Annotated in this window: 25 protein-coding genes and 1 pseudogene; 6 read left to right on the forward strand and 20 right to left on the reverse strand. The window is 35.6% G+C overall.

Annotated features, from left to right (window positions below):
- Nucleotides 1–191: 191 nt before the first annotated feature.
- The gene (locus tag AC3OCB_RS01615) at nucleotides 192–1,463 is read left to right on the forward strand and encodes an MFS transporter (protein ID WP_498340479.1); all 1,272 of its coding nucleotides are present in this window, start codon (nucleotides 192–194) and stop codon (nucleotides 1,461–1,463) included.
- 391 nt (nucleotides 1,464–1,854) lie between these two features.
- Complete coding sequence (locus tag AC3OCB_RS01620; protein WP_498340438.1) at nucleotides 1,855–4,230, forward strand: plasma-membrane proton-efflux P-type ATPase; 2,376 nt, start codon at nucleotides 1,855–1,857, stop codon at nucleotides 4,228–4,230.
- A gap of 387 nt (nucleotides 4,231–4,617) precedes the next feature.
- Here AC3OCB_RS01620 and AC3OCB_RS01625 read toward each other — a convergent pair whose 3' ends face one another.
- The 4 genes from AC3OCB_RS01625 to AC3OCB_RS01640 all read right to left on the reverse strand — a co-directional run bounded on the left by AC3OCB_RS01625 (nucleotide 4,618) and on the right by AC3OCB_RS01640 (nucleotide 7,777).
- Complete coding sequence (locus AC3OCB_RS01625; protein ID WP_498340439.1) at nucleotides 4,618–5,361, reverse strand: Rossmann-like domain-containing protein; 744 nt, start codon at nucleotides 5,359–5,361, stop codon at nucleotides 4,618–4,620.
- Nucleotides 5,362–5,367: 6 nt separating this feature from the next.
- On the reverse strand, nucleotides 5,368–5,529 hold the full coding sequence (locus AC3OCB_RS01630) for a hypothetical protein (RefSeq protein ID WP_498340440.1): 162 nt from the start codon (nucleotides 5,527–5,529) through the stop codon (nucleotides 5,368–5,370).
- A gap of 414 nt (nucleotides 5,530–5,943) precedes the next feature.
- Nucleotides 5,944–6,939 carry an AAA family ATPase gene (locus AC3OCB_RS01635; RefSeq protein ID WP_498340441.1) on the reverse strand — a complete coding sequence of 332 codons (996 nt, stop codon included), beginning with the start codon at nucleotides 6,937–6,939 and terminating at the stop codon, nucleotides 5,944–5,946.
- A 409-nt stretch (nucleotides 6,940–7,348) separates the two neighbouring features.
- Nucleotides 7,349–7,777 carry a PaaI family thioesterase gene (locus AC3OCB_RS01640; protein ID WP_498340442.1) on the reverse strand — a complete coding sequence of 143 codons (429 nt, stop codon included), beginning with the start codon at nucleotides 7,775–7,777 and terminating at the stop codon, nucleotides 7,349–7,351.
- Nucleotides 7,778–8,283: 506 nt separating this feature from the next.
- Here AC3OCB_RS01640 and AC3OCB_RS01645 point away from each other — a divergent pair.
- The 4 genes and pseudogenes from AC3OCB_RS01645 to AC3OCB_RS01660 form a co-directional block, all read left to right on the forward strand.
- The gene (locus AC3OCB_RS01645) at nucleotides 8,284–9,630 is read left to right on the forward strand and encodes an MFS transporter (RefSeq protein ID WP_498340443.1); all 1,347 of its coding nucleotides are present in this window, start codon (nucleotides 8,284–8,286) and stop codon (nucleotides 9,628–9,630) included.
- An 87-nt stretch (nucleotides 9,631–9,717) separates the two neighbouring features.
- On the forward strand, nucleotides 9,718–10,008 hold the full coding sequence (locus AC3OCB_RS01650) for a hypothetical protein (protein ID WP_498340444.1): 291 nt from the start codon (nucleotides 9,718–9,720) through the stop codon (nucleotides 10,006–10,008).
- 26 nt (nucleotides 10,009–10,034) lie between these two features.
- Nucleotides 10,035–10,283: a hypothetical protein gene (locus AC3OCB_RS01655; protein ID WP_498340445.1), complete on the forward strand. Its 249-nt coding sequence runs from the start codon at nucleotides 10,035–10,037 to the stop codon at nucleotides 10,281–10,283.
- Nucleotides 10,211–10,423: pseudogene (locus AC3OCB_RS01660) on the forward strand (alanyl-tRNA editing protein); the annotation flags it as partial. The gene AC3OCB_RS01655 and the pseudogene AC3OCB_RS01660, both read left to right, overlap by 73 nt.
- Nucleotides 10,424–10,445: 22 nt before the next feature.
- Here the strand turns inward: AC3OCB_RS01660 and AC3OCB_RS01665 are convergent.
- From AC3OCB_RS01665 to AC3OCB_RS01740, 16 genes are all read right to left on the reverse strand, one after another.
- Nucleotides 10,446–12,215: a chloride channel protein gene (locus AC3OCB_RS01665; protein ID WP_498340446.1), complete on the reverse strand. Its 1,770-nt coding sequence runs from the start codon at nucleotides 12,213–12,215 to the stop codon at nucleotides 10,446–10,448.
- Between the two features lie 116 nt (nucleotides 12,216–12,331).
- Nucleotides 12,332–13,468: an AAA family ATPase gene (locus tag AC3OCB_RS01670; protein ID WP_498340447.1), complete on the reverse strand. Its 1,137-nt coding sequence runs from the start codon at nucleotides 13,466–13,468 to the stop codon at nucleotides 12,332–12,334.
- A 482-nt stretch (nucleotides 13,469–13,950) separates the two neighbouring features.
- Complete coding sequence (locus AC3OCB_RS01675) at nucleotides 13,951–14,199, reverse strand: hypothetical protein (RefSeq protein ID WP_498340449.1); 249 nt, start codon at nucleotides 14,197–14,199, stop codon at nucleotides 13,951–13,953.
- Between the two features lie 228 nt (nucleotides 14,200–14,427).
- Complete coding sequence (locus tag AC3OCB_RS01680) at nucleotides 14,428–15,675, reverse strand: APC family permease (RefSeq protein WP_498340450.1); 1,248 nt, start codon at nucleotides 15,673–15,675, stop codon at nucleotides 14,428–14,430.
- Nucleotides 15,676–15,831: 156 nt separating this feature from the next.
- Nucleotides 15,832–16,308 carry a hydrogenase maturation protease gene (locus AC3OCB_RS01685; protein ID WP_498340451.1) on the reverse strand — a complete coding sequence of 159 codons (477 nt, stop codon included), beginning with the start codon at nucleotides 16,306–16,308 and terminating at the stop codon, nucleotides 15,832–15,834.
- The gene (locus AC3OCB_RS01690) at nucleotides 16,290–16,727 is read right to left on the reverse strand and encodes a hypothetical protein (protein WP_498340453.1); all 438 of its coding nucleotides are present in this window, start codon (nucleotides 16,725–16,727) and stop codon (nucleotides 16,290–16,292) included. Before AC3OCB_RS01690 ends, AC3OCB_RS01685 begins: the two co-directional genes overlap by 19 nt.
- Nucleotides 16,706–16,942 (reverse strand): hypothetical protein, encoded by a 237-nt coding sequence (locus AC3OCB_RS01695; RefSeq protein ID WP_498340454.1) that lies wholly within the window; start codon nucleotides 16,940–16,942, stop codon nucleotides 16,706–16,708. The genes AC3OCB_RS01690 and AC3OCB_RS01695 overlap by 22 nt, the downstream gene beginning before the upstream one ends.
- Before the next feature lie 11 nt (nucleotides 16,943–16,953).
- Nucleotides 16,954–17,955 (reverse strand): hydrogenase expression/formation protein HypE, encoded by a 1,002-nt coding sequence (gene hypE, locus AC3OCB_RS01700; RefSeq protein WP_498340455.1) that lies wholly within the window; start codon nucleotides 17,953–17,955, stop codon nucleotides 16,954–16,956.
- On the reverse strand, nucleotides 17,927–18,265 hold the full coding sequence (locus AC3OCB_RS01705) for a HypC/HybG/HupF family hydrogenase formation chaperone (protein ID WP_498340456.1): 339 nt from the start codon (nucleotides 18,263–18,265) through the stop codon (nucleotides 17,927–17,929). The genes hypE and AC3OCB_RS01705 overlap by 29 nt, the downstream gene beginning before the upstream one ends.
- Entirely contained in the window at nucleotides 18,265–19,455 is a 1,191-nt protein-coding gene (hypD, locus tag AC3OCB_RS01710) for a hydrogenase formation protein HypD (RefSeq protein WP_498340457.1), read from the reverse strand. Before hypD ends, AC3OCB_RS01705 begins: the two co-directional genes overlap by 1 nt.
- Nucleotides 19,456–19,491: 36 nt before the next feature.
- Complete coding sequence (locus AC3OCB_RS01715) at nucleotides 19,492–20,100, reverse strand: hypothetical protein (protein ID WP_498340459.1); 609 nt, start codon at nucleotides 20,098–20,100, stop codon at nucleotides 19,492–19,494.
- On the reverse strand, nucleotides 20,093–20,416 hold the full coding sequence (locus AC3OCB_RS01720) for a Rieske (2Fe-2S) protein (RefSeq protein WP_498340460.1): 324 nt from the start codon (nucleotides 20,414–20,416) through the stop codon (nucleotides 20,093–20,095). Before AC3OCB_RS01720 ends, AC3OCB_RS01715 begins: the two co-directional genes overlap by 8 nt.
- Complete coding sequence (locus AC3OCB_RS01725) at nucleotides 20,413–22,320, reverse strand: nickel-dependent hydrogenase large subunit (protein ID WP_498340461.1); 1,908 nt, start codon at nucleotides 22,318–22,320, stop codon at nucleotides 20,413–20,415. Before AC3OCB_RS01725 ends, AC3OCB_RS01720 begins: the two co-directional genes overlap by 4 nt.
- A gap of 76 nt (nucleotides 22,321–22,396) precedes the next feature.
- A complete protein-coding gene (locus AC3OCB_RS01730; RefSeq protein WP_498340462.1) occupies nucleotides 22,397–23,755 on the reverse strand; it encodes a (Fe-S)-binding protein in 1,359 nt (452 codons plus the stop codon).
- Complete coding sequence (locus AC3OCB_RS01735; protein ID WP_498340463.1) at nucleotides 23,755–24,576, reverse strand: hypothetical protein; 822 nt, start codon at nucleotides 24,574–24,576, stop codon at nucleotides 23,755–23,757. Before AC3OCB_RS01735 ends, AC3OCB_RS01730 begins: the two co-directional genes overlap by 1 nt.
- 14 nt (nucleotides 24,577–24,590) lie before the next feature.
- Entirely contained in the window at nucleotides 24,591–25,847 is a 1,257-nt protein-coding gene (locus AC3OCB_RS01740; protein WP_498340464.1) for an NADH-quinone oxidoreductase subunit B family protein, read from the reverse strand.
- Between the last annotated feature and the right edge of the window lie 4 nt (nucleotides 25,848–25,851).

Below are 25,851 nucleotides of genomic sequence, written 5' to 3' on the forward strand. Positions count from 1 at the left end.
ATCAAAAGCAAGAGCTTTCATCGACTTTAGTAGTATATAGGATTAATAAATTTTGAGACATAAATACCTACAAGACGAAGCTATCTATATTCATTATAACTCCTCTTGTTAAGTTTAAATAGGAATTTTGTAATTAAAAAATAGCAAGAAATTTTTCGAATTAAAAATTTATAACACCAACTCTTGAGCTTATCTTTATGCGCTCTCTAATTGAGACTTCAAGACAAAAAAGATTTCTAAGAATAATCCCTATGCTCTTCTTCCTTTATATAGTAAACTTCCTTGATAGAGTCAATATTTCTTATGCAATTGATGCAGGAATGTTCCAATACCTAGGAGTACCTAGTAAAGAAGTTGGGATAATTGCATCATTAGCTTCTTCTCTGTTCTTCGTTGGCTACTTTATACCGCAAATCTTCTCTAATCTTGGAATAAACAAATATGGTGTGAGAAAGATCTTTCTAACAGCATTTACAGCCTGGGGAATAATCACAATAGCAACTGGTTTTGTCAGTTCAGTACCACAAGTTGAGATACTAAGATTTTTATTGGGAATTGCGGAAGGACCTTTCTTCGCTGGAGTTGTATTTTATTTAAGTTTATGGTTCTTAAAAGATGAGAGGGCTACGGCTAACAGTTTATTTATGTCTGCAATTCCAATAGCTGGAGTTTTCGGTAGTCTAATTGCTGGAGTAGTATTTGCAGTTTACGGGGACTACCCAGGTTGGAGATACTTGTTTTGGTACGAAGGAGATCTCGCTATATTAGGAGGTGTTCTTGCTTATGTTATTTTAACTGATTTCCCTAGAGAAGCTAAATGGTTGACAGAGGAAGAAAAGAAAGCTTTGGAAAACGCATTTAAAGATGAAGAGGAAGAAAAGATTAAGGTTAAATGGACACAAGCTTTAGTCCATGCTGATGTGATACTACTGGCAATAGTGTACTTTCTAGGTGTTACTAGTCTCTATGGCTATTCTATATGGCTGCCTTCAATTATTAGTTCGCTAGGCAAAGTGAATGCAACTGTCTCTAGTTTTCTATCAATTATACCTTATGCGATAGCTTCAATATCTCTTGTTTTGATAGCCAGGTATGCTGACAAGAAACAAAATCATAAGATCGTAACAGTTGCAGTGTTTATGGTAGCAGGGATCGGACTAGTACTAAGTGCTCTGACACATTCCGTGTTTGCTGTGTCTTTTGCTCTATTTACGATTGCTGCAATAGGTATATTTAGCTTTTTGCCTCCATTCTGGGCTGTACCACAGAAGTTTTTACACAAAGAGGCAGCAGCTGCAGCAATAGGTCTAATAAATGCTATAGGAAATCTTGGAGGAATTGTTGGTCCCATAGTCGTCGGATTTCTTCAATCTTACACAAACTCTTTTGTCGCTGGAGTTTATGTCATGGCACTTTTCTCTTTCTTAGCCGGTGTAGTAATGGTGCTAGTTAAAAAGAGATAATTTTTACCGTTCACTAGATAGCAGTAGTTTCACGTATTTTGTAATAGCTCATGATAAACCACAGTAATTATCACGTGCAAAGACACTTCTCGCTTTATAAGCTCTGTAGAAATTCTTAATAATATTAAGAGAGGAATCCAAATAACCAAAACAGCAGAGCTTCAAGTTAGAACAGCAGAACCAACATTCAAGTGTAGAAAGAGTTAGAGGTAAATAAAGTAGACCGTTTGAAAATTTTCAAGAGGATATAAATTTACCTAATTGAGTCTTCCTTAGATGATTAAATTGGGAGAATTCTAGAATATGAAGGAGGAATAAAGAACGCTACGTGAAAAAATTTAAATAAAATTCTGTGAAAGAATTTAATAGGGGTTACGTTTTATAACACTTTATGGAAAAAGATTCACTAGTTAAGAGTGATGTTAATAAGGTTATTGAACTTTTACAGACTGATATAAATAAAGGTCTATCTGAAAAGGAAGCTGAAGAGAGGATAAAGAAGTATGGATATAACGCCGTGGAGGAAGAAAAGAGAAATCCCCTTAAGGAATTAGGTAAGAAGTTTTGGAATGTAGTAGCTTGGATTCTTGAAATTGCAGCAGTTTTATCGTTTATCTTAGGAAGATACCTAGACTTTTATATAATTGTAGCACTAATTGTCTTTAACGCTTTTCTCAGCTTTTCAGAAGAGCAGAGAGCAAACAAGGCTTTAGAAATTTTAAAATCAAAGCTTCAAGTCCAAGCAAGAGTTTTGAGAGATGGACAATGGAAATTAATCCCCGCTAAACTGCTTGTACCGGGAGATATAGTTAGAGTTCGGGCTGGCGACTTTGTCCCTGCAGATGTTAAAATTATACACGGAGAAGTTGAAGTAGATCAGTCAGCGTTAACTGGAGAATCTCTTTCTGTTTATAGAAGAGATAATGAAAATATATTCTCTGGAAGTATTATTAGAAGAGGTGAAGCTACTGGTATAGTTATTTTAACTGGGCAAAACACATACTTTGGTAAGACAGCTGAGCTAGTGAAAATTGCTAAGCCTAGGCTTAGGATTGAGAAAGTTATTTCAAAGATTGTATTTTGGATGATGGTTATTGTCTCGGTTCTCCTAGCAATCTCTGGAGTTGTATTTGTACTAAAAGGACAAAATATACTTGAATTCTTGCCCTTAGCCCTAGTTTTGATTGTGGCAGCTATACCTATAGCTTTCCCTGCAATGTTTAGTATTTCTTTAGCCCTAGGTAGCCAAGAACTTTCCAAAGTTGGCATTTTGGTAACTAGACTTGATGCAATTGAAGGAGCTTCAACAATGAACGTATTAGCAACTGATAAAACTGGTACAATAACATTAAACAAACTATCTGTTCACAAGGTCATTCCCATCAGCGGGAACGAGAAAGACGTTATACTTTATGGTGCTTTGGCTTCAACTGAAGCCAATCAAGATCCAATAGATTTAGCGTTCATAAACAAAGCTAGAGAGATGAATTTGAATTTAGGAGAATGGAAAACAAAGGAGTTTATTCCATTTGACCCCTCTACAAGGAGAACTGAAAGTCTTGTTGAAAAAGGAGGCAAAAGTCTAAGATTAACGAAAGGTTCAATAGACGTTATAAGTAAACTTTGTGGTTTAGAGAACGCTGAAGAGCTATATATGAAGGCTGAAGAAGAGGCAAAAATCGGATGCAGGGTTTTAGCTGTTGCTAAAAGAGAGGAAGAAAAATGGGAATTAGTCGGTCTTGTTTCTTTAAGAGACCCTCCTAGGCCAGATTCAGCAGAATTGGTAAAGGAGTTACACGACCTAGGAGTGAAAGTTATTATGTTAACTGGAGATGCTCAGCCTATTGCAAAACAAATCGCAAAGGAAGTTGGCATTGGGGAGAATGTTGAAAGGATGTCTGATGTAAAAGAAAACCCAGAGTTGATAGAAAAAGTAGACGGGCTAGCTGAAGTTTATCCGGAAGACAAATACACTGTAGTTAAGCTTTTGCAACAAAAAGGTAATGTAGTTGGCATGACTGGAGATGGAGTAAATGATGCTCCAGCTTTAAGACAAGCTGATGTTGGTATTGCAGTAAGTAATGCTACAGATGTAGCTAAGGCTGCCGCAGCTGTTGTATTAACTACTCCCGGGTTAAGGAACATAGTTGATATGATAAAAATTGGAAGGCAGACTTTTGAGAGAATTAGGACTTGGACTTTAGGCAGAATTATTAGAACTTTCCAAGACGTTATATTTGTAGCCTTAGCTTATCTTTTGTGGGGCAAGTTCATTATATCAACTTTCGGTATGGTTTTGCTTGTTTTCATGTATGATTTTGTAACCCTAACAATATCTACTGATAACGAAATATGGCCTAGAAAACCGGCAGTATGGAATATAAATCAGTTAGTAATTGTCTCAGCTCTTATAGGTGGAGTTATGATTATTGAAGCATTTATTGCCTTTTCTCTCGTTCAGAACTTGCCTATAGACGTAATACAAACCCTTGGTTTTGCATATTTGTTATATTCAAACAGCTTTGATTTACTAAATATTAGAGAGAGGAGAAATTTCTGGAAAAGTATGCCTAGTAAGATCATGTTATTAGCAATGATTTCAGACTTTATTGTTTCATTTATAATTACGACTTTTGGCATTCCGGGATTAACACCTGCTCCAATAAAATATACATTGTTTGTATTTGGTTGGACATTTGTGTTTGACTTAGTGATAAATAACTTTATAAAAATAGGTGTTGAAAAAATAACAAAGATAAAGTGGTAATTAGTGTCATCATTTTTTATCTTCATCTTCTTGTTTTTTAATTAGAAAGTAAAAAACTCCTAATATTAATAATCCTAGAACAATCATTATAATTCCCAGATAAAAAAGAACTGGAAGGAAAAAGAAAAATGATGTGTTGTCAATAATTACATAACCTAACAGTACTGGGACTGTGTTGTTGTTCTTAACTATTACCCTTCCATCAAAGGAACCTCCAAAGTAATAGAAGATGGTTGAAGCTGATGATACTATACCTAAGGCTAACCGAGACCGTGAATCTAAAAGTACTGAGAAATGGCATGGCTTGGGAAATGCTTAAGAGTTTACCTTTAAATGAAATTTAACTATAGCCGGTTATAACTAGGTAGGTGTAGTATAAAAATTAGCTCATCTTTCCAAGATTACAAACTCAAGCTCTTTATTTGTGAACTTATAAGCCATTCTAAATCCCTCAGGGAATAGGCCTTGAGAAACTGCCTTCATCACTGGATAAGGATTATTTACTCTTACTCCCACTAAAACGTCAAAATATTCTAGCAAATCCTTTATCATGGGAGTTGAAACACCAAGAAGTATTTTATATGCTTTCTTTCCCAATTCAACCAGTCTATCTATTGATTTATTTATTATTGCTGAGGCAGTTATTATTAACATATCTGCATCCTCAATAACGCTTTCTGAAGCAGTTGCTGGTAAAATCCCTTCCTCGGGGTTTATCAAATTGGGATCAAGCTCTAGGACGAAAAACTTCGTAGCTATCTTTTTGATTTTCTCAGCATGAGGGAATTTCCCTATCATAATTACCTTTTTCCCTTTTGCGTTTTCAAGCCCTGCATCTAAAGGGTTAATACCCCTTTTTGTGTTTGCTGGAGGATCGGCGACAGAATTTATCGCAGCTAAACCAACACTGGCCTCTAGCAAATTCCATGACCTAAGATATTCTGCCAATCGAGAGGTTGTCATTTCCTCAAGTTTTCCAGCGTTTTTTATCTCTTTGCCTATACCATATGTCATTGCCATCCCACAGTTTTTTGATAATACACATGTCCAATTTATTCCAACTGTTACATTTTTAACTTCATAGTCTCTTTCTTTTGCATATGATATTAAAAAATCAACTATCTTTTGCATATTTTCTCACTTTCTCTTATTTTCAACTCCTAATATCCTTTTCACTTTCGGCAACAATGAGGGTTTAATAGCAAGGATAAATCCCAGCATGCTTCCTAATCCATATTCAAAGACAAAATGAATAAAAACTCCTCCTGTAAATGGAAAGCATTGTATAGCAACCTCCATGAGCTCACCTGAAGGAAAACCTGTTGTATACGCTCTAATAATTGGGAACAAAATAACTAAAAAAGCAGTTATTCTAGAAAGTATTCTACCAATAGTATTTATTCTCCAGTTATCCCAGAATAAATGAAAATTTATTCCTAGAATTTTCCTGGAAATAAAAAGATAAACTAGTATCAAAAAACCAAAAAATCTCGTATTAAGTATTGCATTGAATTCAAATATAAAATAGGAAAACTATAAAGTAAGAGAATACTGTCGCCTATGAGTAACCATCTAACATATTTATTCATACTTTCTACCATAATTAATAGTATATTTTAGTTTAAGAATATCTAAATCTATTTATATAAGATCACATGAGAGGAAAAAGAAAACATGTTTTTATTCTTTTATTATCACTTCTCTACCTCTAGCTTAACTATATTTTTTGCTTCTCAAAGCACTCTTTATTACAGGATCAGTTAACTCATATTTGCCGCTTTCCTCCTTTACCACATAACCTCTTTTCTCGAGTTTATCTAAATACCTCTTTAGCTCAGCATCATAAACTACCCTCTTTTTGGCATTTTCAAGATACTTCTTTATCTCGCTCCATCTTTTATTACCCTCTGCAATTGCCTTAACAACTGTTACATAGTCTTTCGAAAAACGACTAAGCTCTTTCAATGCGAGTTTTCCTGCTAATTCCACAAGCTCATCAACTATTTCCTTTTTTACCTCTCTCGCCTTGACGCATCTATAACCAGACTCAGTTAACCAACCAATGATTCCATCTAGTTTGCTAACTGCGTATTCTAAGACGTCTTTTGGAGGTGGAATATTCACTTGCTTAAATCCTTCAACAAGGAATTCCATTGATTTCTTTTCATCAAATCTATTGAGTCTAATTTCCTCAATATGCCTCCCATATAAGGGAGATGAAGGATCTTCAATCCTCAGAAATTCGTATAATAGACCTACCTCTGATCCAGTGAGGATAAAAGTTACGTTCTTACAATAGTCGTAACAGTGAGCTAAAAGTGAAAGAAATTCATTGCTCAACTTCCCCCTCAAGTTTTGTGCTTCGTCGAAAGCTAATATTATTTTTCCATTTTCGTTTATTTTATCCATTATCTCAATAAGAGAAGGTCTGTTCTTAGGATCCCATGATAGTGATATATTTAGTCCAAAGAACGAAATACCAGTTATGTGCTTTAATAGATTCTCAATTCTCCTCCTCTTATTTATTTGTGTTAAAACGTCAGAAAAGATTGTGTAGAGAGACTTATAAGAAGTTAAAGGAGACCTAATATCGACCAAAGCATAAGGATAATTAGTTTCATTTAGAAAGACCTTTAACAGTGAGGTCTTACCAATTCTTCTAATTCCAGTTAATAGTATAATAGATTCTGTCTTTGATGATGAAATCAAGTTACTTAGTTCTTCTTCCCTATCGAAAAATCTTCTTTAGTCTCTTTAGGTCTAAAGTCAAAGTAAATTACTAACACCCTGTTAGTATACTAGCAGGATGTTATAAAAATCATTTCATATGCAATGGACAATTTTAGACTAGAAAGAACAAGATGGACCTCTCTTTAAAATCAAAATGTCTATTTTGCTTAAGTCATGGGATCTTGGTAATAAACAAGAAAAACTCCAAAAGGACGGTTATGAGTATATAAGATTGTGATGTTATAATATTTAGTAACAAGATTTCTAATAAAATTTTATGAAAAGAATAATGTAAAGACTATGAAATCATAATCCCTCTCTATTGTTAATAAAACATAGAATTATTAGAAGGAATGAAGTTAGCATTAGGAAAAGCGGTCAATTAGCATTATGCTTTTTTATTTTCATCGTTATTTTGTACTTTCTTCCTCAATATAAACCATGAGCCTAAGGCTATAGCTCCTAACTTACCTTCAGCATCTCTAAATTCAATTTGGACTACTACAATCGTACTACCTTTTCTAACCACTTTTCCCTCAACTCTAAAGGGACCTTTATACATTGGCTCAAGGAAATTTATTTTTAGCTCTTGCGTAACTTGATCAGTGCCATCATTTACAGTTAGAGTTGCTAAACCACCTGCAATATCTATAGCTGTCATTATCATCCCACCATGAAGAACGTTTCCCCTCCTAGTTATGTCTTCTTTATAAGGAATTTCAATTATAGCTCTTCCAGGTTCTAGGAGAATTATTTTAGTTCCAAGATATTTAAAAACCAGATCAGCGTTTTGATATATTGCATCAAAATCGAGCATAAAATATACTTTGTAGTCAGAATAAATACTTTATTTTAAACGTAAATATTCAACCAAAGTAAGAAGGAATTATATACTCTCTTGTAAAATTTTAATTCCGCAATAATCATGCCTAAATTACTTAATAACCCTAATTCTAAGAATCGAAACAATTTCACATCCCTTAATTTCGCTTAGCACTATGTGTTGTGCTGATGTGATAAAGGATTAAGCAAAAGACTCATAGGTAAAAGACGATCGGCTACAAATGTCTATCATCCATTTTACTTTTATTCTCCTACAAAGGTTAATTAACGCAAAATAAATTCTTATCGAATAACTACTTTACTCTCACAATGTATAATCTAAGTTTAACAACTGTGACACTATATTATTACAGAGATTACTTTTGTATCTATTTTTGTTTATTTACACTATTCATATCTAAACTAATTACATGAGTTTAAAAACATCTACACTTTTTTCATAAGTGAAAGTTAATTATTTGAATATCGCTTTTATCTCTAATGTCAATCGCTGGAAGGATTGAAAGGCTTCCTTGGACCTCCTTTCATACCAAGTTGCTTATATTGCTAAGTTTAGGAGAATTTTTTGAGCTTTATGACCTATTTACGGGAGGATTTGTAGTACAGCCAATCTCAAAGTACTATAGCGTACCTCCAACAGAAAGTATTTATTACACTATAGCTGTTTTCTTTCTGGGAGCTTTCGTAGGCTCTATCTTATTTAATTATATAGGAGATTCAATGGGCAGAAGAACAGCATTAATAGTAAATATGATGATAGCATCTGTGGCTTTACTTTTAACGCCTTTCTCCCCAAATATTTATGTGCTTGGACTATTAAGGTTTATAACTGGATTAGGAGTAGGACCAGAGGCCATATTAGTACTTGATGTTATGATAACAGAATTCTTCCCATCCGCTGTTAGAGGTAGAGCATTGGCAATTGGCTATACAGCAGCATGGACAGCACCTATAGTAGTTGCAGTCCTAGCTTACCTCTTATTACCCTATAAGTATCTCTTGTATGGCTGGCAATGGTTATTCATTATAGGTGGTTTAGGGATAGCTATGATAATTCCCTTTAGGTTCTTAATTCCAGAATCACCGAGGTGGTTAGAAAGTAAAGGAAGAATTCAAGAGGCAGAGAAGATTGTTAATAGGATGGAGGAAATAGCTATAAAAGAAAAGGGTCAGATTCCTTCTCCAATTCAAGTTGAAGTTGTACCCTCAAAGAGAGTTAGTATCACAGAGTTATTTTCCCCAATGTATAGGAAGAGAACTATTATGCTGTGGATATTTGAATTTTTACAGACTGGTGTTTATTATGGTTTTGCATCTTTAGCACCTTCAGTATTAGCAGCAAAAGGTTTTACCTTAGTCCATACTCTGGAATACACAATGATAATTTATACATCATACTTTTTGAGCTCAGTGGCATCTATATTTATAATAGATAGCCAAAAATTCGATAGAAAATGGCAAGTAAGTATTGTGATGTTACTGATGGGAATTGTAGGGCTTGCATTTGGTTTTTCAATAACTCCAGTAGAGGTGATAGTGACTGGGTTCATTTTTGGGTTCCTATCAAATATATTTTCAAACGCATTTCATCAATATGGTGCCGAGCTTTATCCGACGAGAGTAAGAGCGTTTGCTGATGGTGTGCAATACTCCTTAAGTAGACTAGGAAACTATGTGTGGCTAACACTTCTACCACTTGTATTGTATACTAGTGGCCCTGCAACAATGTATACGGTGGTATTCATAATGGCGTTAATAGTGACTGCGGATGTTGCAATACTAGGGCCTAAAGCTTCGAAAATCGAGTTAGAACAACTATCAAAGTAAAACTTTTTTCTTTTTCGAGAACCTAGGTTTTGTAACTGTATGTACTTAAGCATAATAGTTTTAACCTCTTTCTTAACTACATTTCTCATGGAAATTGAAGTTAGAACTCACACAGCTTTGCACGTAGTTAAAGGCGCTGTTAGAAAAATACTTGGAGCCAAATGGACTGCTTCGACTTATGTTAATGGAACTCACGGAAGACTAACTGTTAAGTTTGAAAGGAAACCAACTGAAGAGGAAATAGATGAAGTTTTTAGATTAGCAAATGATAAAGTAAAAGAGAGTGCTCCAATTCAAGTTGAGTTATTACCAAGGGAAGAGGCTGTTTCCAATATAACGATAAATTTATATACTTTGAAATACTATCAATTATCTTAAAGAAAAGCTGTATGAAACTCCTGATGATGATGCGCTATGCGTGGAGGGAGGAGTTGACAGCCACAAATGGGAGGCTCATGACGTTAGCCTCGACTGAGTCCCATGCGGTGTGGTTGATGCTAATGATATCACACCTAGGGCTAACCCAGACCATGGATCGAAAGTATGGAGAAGTAACTAGAAATGACACGGTCTGGGAAACGCTGAAAAGAAATATGGAGACGAAATATACGATCTATTCCCTGTCCCTCCAGAGGTTAAAGAGTTGTACATAGTAATGATTCCGGACTGGAACATAAATGCTTGCAACAAAAAACACACACAGACCACCGGAGAAATAGGAGAAATATTGAAGGATGATTGGAGATTTAGAAATACTAAACAACTGCTTGAAATCTCATTTGACGTAAAATAAAAAGACTCAAAGTATTCACTGACTATTGCCCGCTCTCTGGCTGACTCTCCCTTAACCTTTTTAATTCCTTATTGTAAGCTTCTACAATAGCCTCTTCTGTTAAAATACCTACGAATTTACCCTTATCAACTACAGCAACCCATCTTGCTCTATTCCTTGCCATTATTTCTATCGCATGTTCTAATGTTGAATCTGAAGAGATGTATGGTGAACCTCTAGTTATATATTTCATTATACTATCACTATTTTTAGCTTTTTCTATATCTCTCAAGTAAACTACTCCTATAAAGTTGTTGTTTCCATCTACTACTGGTAAACTTGTAAAGTTGTTTTCAATCATAGTTTGAATTGCCTTTTCTACGTTATCTTTCACATTAATCTTTATATTGCTCAATTGACAATCTCTTGCTTTTAAACTTCTCATTATTAAGAATTCATACTCTGCTTTATGAACAGGGGAATCTCTTCTTGAAGGTAGCTGTGCTTCATATAGTGTATAATTTCCAGACACTAAAAAGGATCCCGCAACTGCTATCATTGTACCGGGTAATAATTGTATACCCGCTGTCATTTCAGTAACCATTAACATTACCGCAATAGGTACTTTTCCTGCTGCGGCAAAGAAGCTCATCATTCCTATAATTACAAAAGGAGCAATATTAGGCACGATTTGAGGAAAGAGATAGTGAAACAGAAGACCTACACTAGCACCAATATATGCACCAATAAATAAACCTGGTGCAAATATTCCACCACTTCCACCAGAACCAACGGTGAAAGAGGTTGCCAGAATTTTTAAGAAAGGCAGAAGAACGATTAGAGCTAATGCTGGTAGTATAGGAGAATATAGAGTTTGAAATCTCCCATATTCTACTAAATCTATCCAACCAAGACCCTCTTCCATTACCTCTGGTGCTAGAAGTGCTATTAAACCAGCTATTGCCCCTCCTATTGCTGGTTTTACATGATTCGGTATTTTTAATCTCTTGAAAGAAGATTGGATTCCATAAAACGTTTTAACATATAATATTGTAACTAAACCGCTTACTAATCCTAGAACGGCATACATAGGTAGTCTCAGTGGATTAAAAGCACCAGTATAATAACCGAGGATTGGAGAGAAGCCAGTAACGCTTCCATAAATTGTATAGGAAATTGCAGTTGCTACTATAGCTGGATATATTACTTCTGGTTCCAAATCTCTTCTATAAAGTACTTCTGCAGCTAATAAAGCTCCTCCTATCGGTGTCTTAAAAACTGTACCTATTCCAGCTCCAATCCCCACTGCTACTGCTATCCTTCTATCTTCGGGGCTTAAATGTAATAGATTAGACATAAAGGAATTTAAGCTTGCAGAAAGTTGAGCTGCAGGACCTTCATTGCCTGCACTCTCTCCAGAACCTAACGTAAACGCTGAAGCTATTATTTTAACTGGAGCAACAATCCATCTTACTCTGCCTTGACGATAATGATACGCTTTAATTACATCGTCTATCCCTCCACCTGCTGCTTCTGGAGCAAAAGTATAAGCTACTAATCCAGCAATTAGTCCACCTATTGTAGTTGCAACTGGTATAAGAAAATAATCTCCTGGTTTAAATATGAAATTTAATGTACCACCTTCACCAAGTGGTTTGGGATAGCTCATGCCAATAAAGTTAAAAATGAACAATTCCTCAACTAAATGAAGCAATAGATGGTAAATAGTGATTCCAGCCCCTATTATTATACCAAGTATTGTTCCTATAATGAACCATTTTTCGTAGTATGGCAAAGACGATAGTCTCGTCATATGAAATTCGATATATACAATACATCTATCTAACTAATAAAAGTGCTTTAGTATAATACAAATTTGTTCTTTAAAATAATCCAGATATATCCTAGATGAATAAAAGAATGTTGTTTTTATATTGCGCTACTTTTGTTAATTACTTTAGCGATTAATGGATCTACAATAGAGTAAACTCCTCTTTCTTCTCTCCTGATATAACCTTCGTTAATAAGACTTTTAACCCCTTCATTTAAACTTGATCTACTTAGTTGTAATCCCCTTAAACTACTTTTACCACCTCTTTCAGCTATGAATTTTAGCACTGCTCTAGCATTTTTCCCCAGTTTATTATACTCCTGCAAAACAGCACTTTTTATAATAGGGTCTTCATACATTTCATTAATGGTGTTTATTGAACATCTTAACGTCACTTTCTCACATGAAATACTTTTTAAACCAAAATAGTTTAACCATGCAGGAATTCCATCTAACTCTTTTACTGCATAAGAAATCGCTTCTTCCTCAAACTCTTTTCCTTCAGCTTTAAATCCTTGACTTAGGAAAAGTTTAGAAGTCTTCTCATCAAACGCTTTTATATAGACTGGGAAAAAGAACTGATAAAAAGGTTCTTTCTTGTTAGAGAACATATGTTCCAAAAGACCAACTGAAGATCCGGAGACTACATAAGATACGTTTTTATGAAACTGCCATTTACTTCTCAAAACGTTAAATAGTCCCGGAAAGTTTTGAGAAGCTAAGCGCAGGTACTGAAATTCATCAATAGCTATAACTAAATCTACTTTAAATTCTTCTGATAACTTCTGAGGAAGATCCAGTACTTCTGGTATAGATTCGTTCCCCTTTTCAAGGAATACCTCTATTTCTCCAAGGTTAATATTGAAGGAAAGTTTAACATAACCTATAAGCTCTTTTAACCTATCAATTACTTCTTTTCCTTTGTATTTTGCAACTTGAGGGATATTCCTTTTTGGACCTACGTAATTTAGCACTTCTGTAATTAGTAAGGAAGAGAAATACGAAAGGAAAGATTTAAGGTCAAAACTCTTTCCTTCAACAAAGTCTTCTGCTGTAATATAAACCTTAGGAATATTAATAGTTTTTAATGTTTTTAAAATAACGGAAGTTTTTCCAATTCTTCTAACTCCAATCACAGCAGTTGGTTGTTTTCTTTTTATCATATTTTCGAGCGTCTTTATCTCCTCTTCTCTATCAAAAGGCTCATCAATTGGTTTTCCAAAAACAAATTTCATGGGTACCTATGAAATATGGGTACCCATACAATTTAAACTTATACACTGTTAAGTTACATGGCTTGATACCAACGACATATGATTAATAAGAACATGTATCAAATATATTATAATGCGAATCACCACCGTATTAAATAAACACTATATCATATTATTATACATTTTTTCTATTAGTAAGATCGTATTTAGTTAAAGTTTAAGAATAATTATAAGATCGTTTTATCTAGAACTTAACTTTGATAGACGTTTGTCCTAGTTTATATAAGTGTATCTATAAAAGCCTTGGAAATTAATGAATCTTCGTTACGTTATTGAGTATTGATCATATTTAAAAAAAAGAAAGTCAGCAAATAAACGGGGAAGAGGAGTAAAATGTTTTTATATCTATATTTCTCCTCTTCTTCAAATTATTCCACTTGTTAGAACGATAAATCCAACTGCATAAAGTATCACTGTCGCAACATGTCTCATTGTACTTTCCTTTACACCCTTATATAAACGACTTTTGAGAGTGTTAAAATCCAAAGGAAGCCAAAAATTCCTCCTAACATTGCTAAAATAAAATCACCAGTCATTAGCCAAGAACTAACAGTGAAAATATCGACCTCGATACCTTCACCAATAATTCCTAAAAAGGCGATCAAAAAGGAGGATTTTCCGTGAATTGGATAGTCAACAAAAATGAATAAAGTTCCCATAGCCAACAGAAGCATTCCAAGAATGATTTTCATCCAATATTCAACTGTATCAGAGACCAACACCGGTAAAAAGAGATAGGTGAAATAGATTAAAGAAATGACTGCCTAGACTCCTGCTACCGTACCTATCAAACCTTCTCTCCCTTTGGTAATATAAGAAAAGAAAGTCATCTCTAAACCCTCAAAGCTACATGGTAAAAATGCTATAACAAAAGCTAGAAAATCCATGATTGAGATAAGAAAAGAGAAAATAAAAAAAAACTAATGATTGCGTTTCCTATTAACTTCTTTCATTCCTTCATATACCAGAATTCCAACGAAGAGAGTTACTATACCAATCTCAAGCGACTGTAAGCCTAGTGACACTAGAAATATTGCAGAAAGGATAGAAGCCAAAATTTGAATTATTGGAAAAGCAGGAGATCTGAAAGAACCTCTTAACCCTCTTCTCCTAGCTATGATCACTTCTAAACCAGTTAACATATAAGAGAAGACAATACCGAAGTTACTAGCTAACGCAATTGCCTCTACATTTCCTAAGAGAAGAGAAACTAACATTATTGCACCAACTACCAATAACTCATTTTTTACTGGGATTGAGAAGTCAATAGATAACTGTCTCAAAGTTCTTTCGCTAGCGACTATAATTGACAGTGTAACACTCACAGTAGCTAAAATTGCTGATGCTGAGATAACAAAAAATAGCCACGAGGGAGCGTGTATATCATTTAATACCAATGAAAGTGGAGCAGAAGTTTGCCCATAATAATACCATGGAAGAGCATCTACCATCGAGAAAATTACTAACATGTAAATTACAGCAGTTATTATCAATGAAGATACTATAGCCCTAGGTATAACTTTCTCTCCATTTTCAGTTGAAGGTGTTAAAGTAGCTATAGTATTAAAACCGGAATAAGCAAAGAAGGCTAGGTTTGAAGCAACAAATAACCCCTGAATTCCGTGAGGGAGGAATGGCGTAAAATTGTGTGGCTTAATTCCTACTAGAATAGGGACGAGAATAGAGAAGAGTATCAAACTAGAAATGTTAATTACTACTAGTATAGTTTCAACTTCAGCAACTGTTCTAATCCCAAAGTAGTCTAGAATAAGAAGGACTACGATTAAAGCAACTGCTAATGGATAATACAAGTAGTTTGGTAAACCTAAAAGTATTAAATATCCAGAAAACCCTAAAGCTGTTGCCGCACCACTAATTGCATAAGCAATAACTCTGAACCAACCGACTAAGAAACCAGACATCTCTCCTAAGGTTTTAAGAGTGAAACTGTAAACTCCACCCTCAACATCAGTAAAAATTGATGAAAGCTCAGCACTATTTAAACCAACGGTCATTGCATAAAAAGCAGTAAAAAGAAAAGCGAGAAGAGCTCCAGATCCGGCAGCAGTTATAGTTGATCCTGCCATCACAAATATTCCTGCACCAATAATGTTTCCTAGACCAATAAAGAGAGCTTGTGAAAAACTAAGTTTCTTTTTGGTGCTCACAGTATCAGAACATCTTTTTTAGTTAAGTAGTTAACTCTTCGACTATATTCGAACCGTCGTATATGGAGCTCTAATCTTTTTCTATTATTCAGAAAAGCAGGGCTTTCGGTTACAATAGCACCACAACTCTCAAGTATATCCAGCACGGACATAAAGTTACCAAGTTCTATCTTTTTTCTCTTTAAGGCATTTCTCTAATTCTTTTACGTTTACTTCAATCCCTTTATTTTTTAGAAAATCATTATATTTCAGGAATAAATTCTTAGCTCTTTCAATCGCTTGATCTGAAAGTCCAGGCCAGTCAAGTCTTTCTGGCTTTATTGCTAAAATGTATGCTTCCTTTGGAACTTTTCCTGCTTTCTTAGCTAAAAATAGTACTTGTAAGGGAGATAACCTGTGCGGATCAGAGATCTCTGCTTCCACTTCCTGGTTTAAATCAGCCTTAAATAGATTAAAATCTTCATCCATTATCATTGCATCTATAAAGAAAATTATATCATCCTTCTCCACATATGTTAAAGCTTGAAATCCGTTAGCAGAAGCGTCATAAGCATTTATACACTCTGCAATAATAGATCCAATAGCGTCATCTCCATAAAGTCTGTTTCCTAACCCTATAACTTTGACAGCCATTTAACTTTTTCCTCCACTTTTTTGTTTAAAGATTCTACAGCCTCTTTGGAATAATCTCCCTTATAATAGATTGCATACACTTTATCAAATTTTCCAAAAACCAAAAGACCATAAGCAACGTCTTCCACATAATATCTCCCATCTAACCCAGGTCTCACTAGCTCTAGCAATTCCCATGTATTATTAGTATCTATTTTGAACTCTTTTTCACTAAATCCTAATGGGGCATATCTGCTACTACCAACCAACAATACATAATCCGGAGAAATTTCTTTTACTCTCTGTGTGGCATCAATCGGATCGGTAGCTAAGTCAAGTACAAAATCCTTATCTTTCCACATTTGATATACTTCATCAATAACTTGACCTTCTGGTGTTGCAAAAAAAGCGATAAACCCTACTGCGACTCTTTTTTCCATTCCTTCACCCTACCTTCTCTTATAGCTTTTACCAGATCAAGCAGGTCTTTAGCATTATAATCCTTTAGCATTTTCTCTAAATCAACATTGTTATCTTGAGGCTTAATTTCATATATTAAGTTAAGTATTGATTCGTTTAATGGTTTTTGAAGCTCTTGTTTTATTACGTCTTTTAATGCAAGAAGTTCCAAAATAGTATCAAGAAGAGAACTCATTTATCTCCCCCCTAACATATTCTTGGAACAAGCTCACCTGTAGGCATTTCCAAAATTCTTGATCCGCCTACAGCAGTATTTAACACAACTATCCCAGAGTTTAACTTATTTTTAGGTTCTAATACTTTTCCTATTATTGAAGGAGAAAAACCAAGACTTTTTAACTCTTTAACAACTTCTTCTTCTATCTCTTTTGGTACTGATAAAACTGCAATCCCTTCATTAGCTAAACTAAGCGGATCTAAACCAGTGGGAGCTAACACTGAATTTACTTCTTCCGGTATTGGTATCTTGTCTTCTTCAATAACAATCATTTTCCCGGATAACTGCGCCCACTCATTTAATGTAGCTGCCAAACCACCTCTTGTTGGATCTCTTGCAGCATGTACTTCAAACTTATTAAAAACTTCTAAGAGTTTTGTAAGCGGTTTTAAATCGCTTTTTAGAGAAGTTTCTATACCGTATTGCATCGCTACTATTACTGCACCATGAACCCCTACTGGTCCAGTGACAATTATAGAATCACCCTCTTTTACTCTATCAACTATAGGTTTTTCAGTAATCCCTATTCCTACAGTGTTTATTACTATGCCCCTCATGCTGTCTGTAGGAACTACTTTAAAATCTCCTCCAACCAATGGCACATCTTCTTCCTTAAGCATTTCTACCATATCATTTGTGATCTTATCTAAGTCTGCTAACGGAAAACCTTCACCTACAACTATCGAATCTAACATTGCTATTGGTCTTCCACCCATCATAACTACATCATTTATTGTCCCAGTTACTGCTAACTTCCCAATACTTCCTCCAGGGAAGAAGTAAGGGTTTACAGTATGTGAATCAGTAGCAACCACGACTTTATCTATTATCGCACCATCATCTGGATAATCTATCCCAACACCACTAGCGGTCTTCTTTAGAGTATCTGGAAGCTTAGAAAAAAGGTATTTTTTAAGTAAATCTTGAGTATCTTTTCCTCCATTACCGTGAGCTAAAGTTACCTTGTCCATTTTCATCACCATTTATTTCTTGAAGAATACCGGAAACTACTTCCAAATAATCCTTCACTGCCTTTTCAGGGTCTTCGCCTATTATAGTTGCAACTTCCCTAATCTGATCAGAGATAAACTTGATGTTTTCTAAAACTCCTTCTTTAGTGAGCTTCTCAATTATAACGCCTGCATGGACTAGTACATAATCTCCCACTTTTAGATCATTCACTCCTATTGCAACTTTTTTGATTGATCCTCCACCCAAGTCTACTGTTGCAACTACATCTGAATCTATTGAAACAACTTTGGCAGGAACTGCCCAACACATTAACTACCACCCTCCTTTATTATTTCTAAAATTCTTTTATGCGAACCAAATCTTGCCCAGACAGCACATGCTCCCTCAGAGGAAACCATACATGGACCCCATGGACGAGAAGGTGTACAAGCTTTCATAAATAATGGGCAATCTGTTGGGTATGCTGTTCCTAGAGTTACTTCATTACACTTACAGCCCGGAGGTAAATCATAATCCCAAGGCTTTTCTTTTATACCTAACTCCTCTCTAGCATTATATTCTTTAAACTCATCCTTTAGATCTAAGCCACTCTCTGGTATGTTTCCTATCCCTCTCCATATCGTATCTACAACTCTAAAAACATCATTAACCAAATCTTGGGCATAAACGTTTCCTTCCCTCTTCACTACTCTTTTATACTCGATATCTGTTAACCCTATATTTCCAGTGTATAAGTTCTTTAAAATTATAAGTACAGCCATCAGTATGTCTATTGGCTCAAATCCAGATACAACTGCAGGTATATTAAACTCTTTAGGGAAAAAGTCCCAACTCTTAGCACCTATAATTGTTGACACGTGCCCCGGACCAATAACACCGGCTACTGGTGTCCTCTTGCTCTCTTTATGAACTTTTACTGCATAGACTGCTGCCGGGGCTGTTAACTTCATTGAGGAATAAAAGAGGAGATTTTTAGGTATCTTACCTTTAGCAAAAAGAACAGCATAACTGGGTACAGTAGTCTCAAACCCTATTCCAAAGAACACCGATAGTTTACCATCCTTTTTTGCGTCTTCAATAGCATCTGCAAAACTGTAAACAATTCTCACATCCGCACCGTTACTTTTAGCCTCTTCTAAACTCCCGATTTGACCAGTCTTATAATGATTTACTGTAGGTAATTTATAGGCATCACCAAAAGTATAAATTCTGTAACCATCCATTGCAAGTTTTATTACGTTCTCTATATCGCTTGAAGGTGTAACACACACTGGACATCCAGGACCAGGTATTAGCTCAACGTCCTCTGTAAGCAAAGCTCTTATCCCATAGTGTGTGGTTGTCCACTCATGAGAACCACAGAAGTTCATAATTTTTATTACATCTAATCCAGTTTTCTCTTTGACCTTAGGGGTAAGCTTAGCTATTTCTTCAGATAATTTTTTCGCTAAAGGGGCGTTCTCTCTAAAAAATATCTCTATTTCTTTGGGTAATTCCATTAGATAAATACCTCATAATAATTTCACTAAGAACAGCTATAAGTCTTTCTTTCTAAAATTGTTGAATTGATCTGCTATGAACTTTTCTACATCTCTCATTTTTTGCGTTAAAATGGAAATAATCTTTGCAGTACTCTCATAAGACTCTCTAATGTATATTGAGATAAGATATCTGGAAAGATCATCATTAATCAAAGTCACTGATATTTGTTCATAAGAGTTTGAATTTAATGGATTTCGTGAAAACGTTAATCCCCTAACATCCCATCCATCATTTGTTGATATTTTAGGCAACGAGAGCACTCTCTCGTAATTTATTGATAATTCTGTATAATCCAGAAAAGATACTCCGCTTTCTTTTAAAGCCCTAACTAATTCCCCAGTAGCTAACTGAAAGTTTCCTAGCTCATTTGAGACTACTGTAAACGTCCTAGGTTGATAATAAATATCTGCATAATTCTTCTTAGCAAAGCTCCCAGTCTCATCCAATGGTAAATAAGAATAACCAGAAGTTCCACTTAGCTTAATTTGAGAGACAGCATAACCTAATCCGGCTAATCTACCTGCAAATGCATATAAATCTGGATCTGAAAAAACCCTTATAGTATAAGCTCCAGTAAAGCCAGAAGAAGAAATTTCACTCACTTACTATTACCTCCTCTCCATTTTCAATTACGTTGTACGTTTTTAAATCCTTGGTTGCAGGACCATCAATTCTCTTTCCAGTCTTTATGTCAAAGACTGAACCGTGCCAAGCACAAGTAATCTTACCGTCGTCTGTTATAAAACCTTCTTCAAGAGAAAGACCTTCATGAGGACAAAAAGCTTGTAAAGCGTAAATTTTTCCCTTCAAGTTTACCACAAGAACCGGTTCTCTTTCCCAGGGTTTACCGTTAGGAAAAAATAGTTCTACCATTGAGTTTTCCGGTATCTGATTTTTCTTTATTTTTAAAACTTTCAAGAGTTGCACACCGGTGTTATTACATGATCTATTGCTCTCTTTACTTTCCCTTTAATCTCGAAGTGGGCTGCACATACTAGACATGGATCGAAGCTCCTTATTGCCCTTAGGAAATCGTAACCAACCCATTGGTCTGCTGACACTTCTTCCATAATCTGAGTATTAATAACTGACATTTCGTATGCGCCTATAGCTTGACCATTAATACACCACGGCCCGTTGCAGTTATTGTCTCTAGGACTCACATTTTGTGTTGAGGGTGCTTGGTACTGATAATTCGCTATGCTATAGTCTTTTACCACAATCCAATGTCTAACTGTACCTCTTGGAACTTCGAACATACCAACACCCATTGAGAATGATGGCTGTTTCCATGGTCTTGAAGTCTGTGGGTTAGTTTGGTTTTCCATAAACAATTGTAGCCCATATTGTAGGTTTTCCCATGCAGCATAGATTGCTGCTGCGATGTCTACAGCTCTTCCTAAAATCCTACTTAACGTTGTTGATTGATCTGGAACATCCCATTCTACTGTCCATTCAGCCATTGAGCCAGAAGGTAACCATGAGGGGATTTCATTTATTGCAGGCAAGTCAATACTTATCTTACCATTTTTAACTATTGGGCTGTTTGGATGATAGTGTGAAACAGCATGTAACCTTGCCCAAGGTCCGGTTTCATAAGCCCACATTGTGCCATCTTTCCATATTAATCTTGGTTCAGCATCCCAACTATATTTCTCCATAAAGTTTGGAGCTTGAGGATTAGGAATTGTTGTCTTATTCCATAGATGATACATACAGTACTGTGTTCCATCCGGTGCTGTTTTTCCCCAGGCTAATGGATTACCTGCAGGATCGGTACAATCTTGAGTAAATGGAGATGTTGTCTTTGCCCAATCACTGTAAAATGAAGAGTTTACAAATTCTAATGAGCTCACATTTATATCAATAAAGCTTTTACTTAATAGCTCTCCGTTCCTCACTATGGTTGGCCTAAATACTGTTTGCGGACCTTCAGATGCTTGTTGAGATAAACTGTCTATGTTCTTATAAATTGTAGTGTAATCGTCACCAAGACTGCTGTATAGTTCTGGGCTCTCATACCCAAAACCAGATATGTAAGTAGGTTGAGAATATGTTAATCCTTGGGTCTCATAGTTACAGTTCTGTATTAAGAAGTTAGCTAAATCCATCCACGCTGAGATAATTACCTTTGCCCAGGCTGTAAGTGATGTCAGCCTATACATATATTCCACAAAGAGTGATTCTCCAACAGATAAGTCAGTGCCAATACCTCCAGGTATTAGCATTGGTGGATGAGAGTGTCTACCATAAATTAATACTCCAGCTTCTCTAGCTAAGATTTGTGCATTAATTGCATTTACCCATAAGGATCCGGTGAAAGGATTTAATGCAGTCATTATATCTGCTATTGTATTAAAACCATGAATATCTGTATATTCAGCTTTAGTTTGTTGTGCTGTTTGCCAGCATGAGGGATAATACTGTTGCATTACTTGTGCCGAGAAATCTGGACCCTCTAATACGTTAAGGATAATCGTGTGATCATATATCATATCAGTCATAGCATAAGCCATATTTCTTAGAGCATGACCTAAAGGATAAGGAACTGCTCCCAATGCCATATCATTAGCTCTAACAGATCCATTTGCGTGAGCTGCACCACATACTCCGCATGATCTTGATACTATGTGGACTGAATCTGGTGGTTGTCTCCCTCTTAAAAATACCTCAAATCCTCTAAACATAGTAACATATGTATATGCCTCATTATTTACTACCATCTTTGTATTTGTATCAACAGTTGCAGTTAAACCTAAATGACCTGCTACTCTAGTTATGGGATCTATAACCATTTTTTTAGTTGAACTTGAAGAAGACATTTTAATCACCTATTTTTAAATTTACATATAATGTTATACGAGAAACAATAAAAAACTTGATATAAAAAACTTCTCATCAACTTTTCACCTCTATTCTATCTTCCAAAAGATCTACAATATGTTCTACATTTGAATTCGCATGATAGTAGTTTATAGAGAAGCCTATACTTTCAATACATACTGGGCAACCAGTAAGAACTTCTTGTGCCTTTATTTTATTTATTTCATCAACTTTTATCTTCCCAGCATTAATTAACGGGGTTATAGTGCTATCTAGGAACTTCTTGTCTTTCTCATTTATCGCAATCCCTAACATTTTAGCGAAATTCTCTATCATACTAGGTACTCCACATCCGCCCCCTCCTCTACTACAGCAAAAACTATTTACCCCATGACTCGGCAATTCCTTAAAATTCTTCGATAAAGCCTTCATTAAAACCCTAGGTGCTTCATATACCCCTCCTCTTCTTCCTAATTGGCAAGGATCATGCCATGTTATTACTTTATCTATTGGTTTGATTTGAAATTGCCCTTCTTCATACCATTTCGCTAAGATTTCAGTTATATGAACCACTTCGTATGTTGGCTTCACTTTAAATGTCTCATGCATTGTGTATCTTAATGCAGGATATTCAAACCCTCCAGCAGTCATAACCACATATTTCGGAGAAATCTCTTGGAAATACTTGAGTACTCTTTCCATTACTTTTACAGCACCATCTTTATTCCCAATAACTAAACCTATCGGAGGTCTTATTCCAAGAGGTTGAGACATAAAAGTCCAGTCTTTCTTAAGCTTAGATAAGATCTTCGCAGTTTTTATTATAACTTCTGGGTAAATTAAAACTTCGTAAAGGCTTACATAAAATAAGATCTCGCTTCCTTTTTTATCTAATGGAACCTCTCCTCCAATAGCCTCCTTTATTTTAGATATTATTCCTTCCCATGCTTGTTTAAAGACATCAATCTCAAGATATTTGCTTGTAACTTCAAGATCAACAATATTCGAATAAATTTCAGGGACCAATCCTGCTTTGAATGTAACTTGTCTTAATAAATCTATTAATGCGCCACTGTCAATACCCATAGGACACACAAACATACATGCTCCACAGTTAGTGCAATGCCATACATAATCGGCCATTGTCTCTGCTTCATCTAACTTTAGATATTTCTTCGCTCCTCCTAAAGCTCTACCGAATATCTTGCCCCAAATTGTAAACCTTGATCTATACAGCTGTCTTGATATTTCAGCTTTGTTTACTGGAGAATACTCCAAAGAAGTGGGGGTAAATGGACAAGCTGCTTCACAAGCTTTACAATTAACACATGACTGCAAATAATATAGTATTGTAGAATTTATTTGACTATAAAATACCTCGTCAATAGCACGATTTAATGCGTCCATATCTATTTGAGTTGCAACAGAAGCCATTATTTCATCCCCCTCCTGTAAACCATAAAGTACCATTCTCTAATTTTACCAAGATAAAACTCAAACATATGGAATCCCCTAGTAAATGGAAGCGTTGCAATTATTATTTCAGCAACTAATATATGTGCACCTAGTATATTATCATACCATACTACATCATTTGGAATGTGAGATGTAGCTAGGAAAGCTAATATAACGTCTATGTAAAGTAGCACGAAAAACCACCAATCACCTGCTCTTATTGATAGATGCTCAGCAACGGCATAGAATTTATGAGCTAAATATATTGATAGAAGTGCAATAAGTAAATAGGTAAGATATTGTCCATTTAAGATGACTGTTAAAGGACCCCATATAGTATTTACAAATGGGTTAGGAGTAGAGGTAAGAGGAGAGCTTACGTATGTTAGTGATAATAATCCGTCTGTTGAACTTTCTGGGATAGCTAAGGGGAATAGAACCTTGTATGGAGGAATATAATAAGCCCAGAATATCATATGCTGAGCTAATAAAAACACTATGAAAACTAAAGCTACATGCATGAGAAGGCCTACTACTGTAGTGACTGGTTTCCTTTTAACTCCTACCTTACTAGAGTTAGCAAATGTATTAAAGAGTTCTTTTACTTTTTCACCCCCAGAAATATTTCCTCTTACATAACTAGTAGTATAAGGTATGAAAGGTTTTTGATAAGTGATTAAATATCTGCCTATCCTATATGTTGCTCCTAAGAAGAAAAAGAATACAGTAGGAATAAATAAATCTAGAGCTAGAGGATATAAGGAATTTCCAACTGGATAAGGAGCAAAGGGTATCTGCACTTAATTTCACCACCTTACTTAGCTTTCTCTTTCCCTGCTTTCATTAATTTCTTTTCTGCATATGCACCTAAAGCTCCTATAACAATTCCAGCGCCTATTATACCAGCTGTAGTTAATGTAGATGAAGGTGTGGGAACTTGTAAAGGCTTATAGAAAGGCTCATAGACATCACTAAAACCGGGCATTGTGCACCCTATACATACTGCACCAGTCCTTGTGGGCCCTCCAACTCCTCCTACCCAGCCATATTTATTCCATGGACAATTAGCTACTGGCCCCTTACATCCAACTTCAAATAGACATGCCCCAGTTGGTTGTCCAGGTTGAGTTCTAAACTGTCCAGCAGCGTACCAAGCAGCTCTTGGACATTGCTCATGAACTGTGTATTTGAAGAAGTACATAGGCCTCCAATATTGATCTAGCTCTGGTAATGGAGCTAATCCTCCTGCCCATAAAACTAAGTTAGCTAATGTCCTCATGATTCCATTACCGTTTGCAGGACATCCGGGTACAGCAACCACTGGTTTTACTGAGGCTGAGGGAGAAGGAGTAATATCTAAATTGGAGTTAGGATTTTTAACGAAAGTGTAGAAGGGTGCAGCTGCTTGCTGTGCATTTAAGTAATTTTCTTCATAGAACCTACTTAACAGACCCTTATACCCTCTAATTGGGTCATCAAGAAAGCCTACAGCTCCAGTAGGTGAAGGGGACCAAGATGAAGTTATAAAGTTGGGTGGAGGTTGATATACTTTATTTGCAATCAACCCACCATAAGATGCACAATTACCTACAGTAAGTACTGCAACGGCTTGTGGTAACAGTTCTGCAATCCACTGAGCAAAGGTTTTACCTCCTTCCGTACCCCAATATCCTCCTTGATTATATCTTTGTGCTGTATTTTCATCTGGAAAACTCCCTTCAATAACCAAGACAAATGGATTATATTTTCCTTGTGCTGCATCTTCTAGTATTTGAACAGCTTGTTCACCTTGTTGAGGCATTACAGTGGGCCAAAATGATACTTTTACACTACCCGGACCTACTAATGGACTTGCACCAAAAAGCACTTGAGCAACACTTGGATCAGTAGCCTCAATAAGTGCAGTTGAATTCCCTTCACATGCCTGTGCCTCAAACCAAATAATATTTACATCACCATTCTGCACCATTCCCATTGCTTTCTGTATTGCTTTATCCCATTCTGGTGCAGAAACCATGGTGGCTGTCAATGCTAACTTGAGAAAGTCCCTTCTTGATATCTTAAATGACATAGAT

This window comes from Sulfurisphaera sp. (assembly GCF_059755235.1).

What these genes read in the sequence shown, in the direction of transcription:
- AC3OCB_RS01675 (WP_498340449.1), bottom strand. Translation starts at nt 14,199, where the DNA reads ATGAAAATCATTCTTGGAATGCTTCTGTTGGCTATGGGAACTTTATTC.
- AC3OCB_RS01740 (WP_498340464.1), bottom strand. Translation starts at nt 25,847, where the DNA reads ATGTCATTTAAGATATCAAGAAGGGACTTTCTCAAGTTAGCATTGACA.
- AC3OCB_RS01685 (WP_498340451.1), bottom strand. Translation starts at nt 16,308, where the DNA reads ATGGCTGTCAAAGTTATAGGGTTAGGAAACAGACTTTATGGAGATGAC.
- AC3OCB_RS01665 (WP_498340446.1), bottom strand. Translation starts at nt 12,215, where the DNA reads ATGACGAGACTATCGTCTTTGCCATACTACGAAAAATGGTTCATTATA.
- AC3OCB_RS01645 (WP_498340443.1), top strand. Translation starts at nt 8,284, where the DNA reads ATGTCAATCGCTGGAAGGATTGAAAGGCTTCCTTGGACCTCCTTTCAT.
- AC3OCB_RS01730 (WP_498340462.1), bottom strand. Translation starts at nt 23,755, where the DNA reads ATGGCTTCTGTTGCAACTCAAATAGATATGGACGCATTAAATCGTGCT.
- AC3OCB_RS01690 (WP_498340453.1), bottom strand. Translation starts at nt 16,727, where the DNA reads ATGGAAAAAAGAGTCGCAGTAGGGTTTATCGCTTTTTTTGCAACACCA.
- AC3OCB_RS01630 (WP_498340440.1), bottom strand. Translation starts at nt 5,529, where the DNA reads ATGGAGGTTGCTATACAATGCTTTCCATTTACAGGAGGAGTTTTTATT.
- AC3OCB_RS01655 (WP_498340445.1), top strand. Translation starts at nt 10,035, where the DNA reads ATGATGCGCTATGCGTGGAGGGAGGAGTTGACAGCCACAAATGGGAGG.
- AC3OCB_RS01670 (WP_498340447.1), bottom strand. Translation starts at nt 13,468, where the DNA reads ATGAAATTTGTTTTTGGAAAACCAATTGATGAGCCTTTTGATAGAGAA.
- AC3OCB_RS01640 (WP_498340442.1), bottom strand. Translation starts at nt 7,777, where the DNA reads ATGCTCGATTTTGATGCAATATATCAAAACGCTGATCTGGTTTTTAAA.
- AC3OCB_RS01725 (WP_498340461.1), bottom strand. Translation starts at nt 22,320, where the DNA reads ATGTCTTCTTCAAGTTCAACTAAAAAAATGGTTATAGATCCCATAACT.
- AC3OCB_RS01620 (WP_498340438.1), top strand. Translation starts at nt 1,855, where the DNA reads ATGGAAAAAGATTCACTAGTTAAGAGTGATGTTAATAAGGTTATTGAA.
- hypE (WP_498340455.1), bottom strand. Translation starts at nt 17,955, where the DNA reads ATGGACAAGGTAACTTTAGCTCACGGTAATGGAGGAAAAGATACTCAA.
- AC3OCB_RS01650 (WP_498340444.1), top strand. Translation starts at nt 9,718, where the DNA reads ATGGAAATTGAAGTTAGAACTCACACAGCTTTGCACGTAGTTAAAGGC.
- hypD (WP_498340457.1), bottom strand. Translation starts at nt 19,455, where the DNA reads ATGGAATTACCCAAAGAAATAGAGATATTTTTTAGAGAGAACGCCCCT.
- AC3OCB_RS01705 (WP_498340456.1), bottom strand. Translation starts at nt 18,265, where the DNA reads ATGTGTTGGGCAGTTCCTGCCAAAGTTGTTTCAATAGATTCAGATGTA.
- AC3OCB_RS01695 (WP_498340454.1), bottom strand. Translation starts at nt 16,942, where the DNA reads ATGAGTTCTCTTCTTGATACTATTTTGGAACTTCTTGCATTAAAAGAC.
- AC3OCB_RS01625 (WP_498340439.1), bottom strand. Translation starts at nt 5,361, where the DNA reads ATGCAAAAGATAGTTGATTTTTTAATATCATATGCAAAAGAAAGAGAC.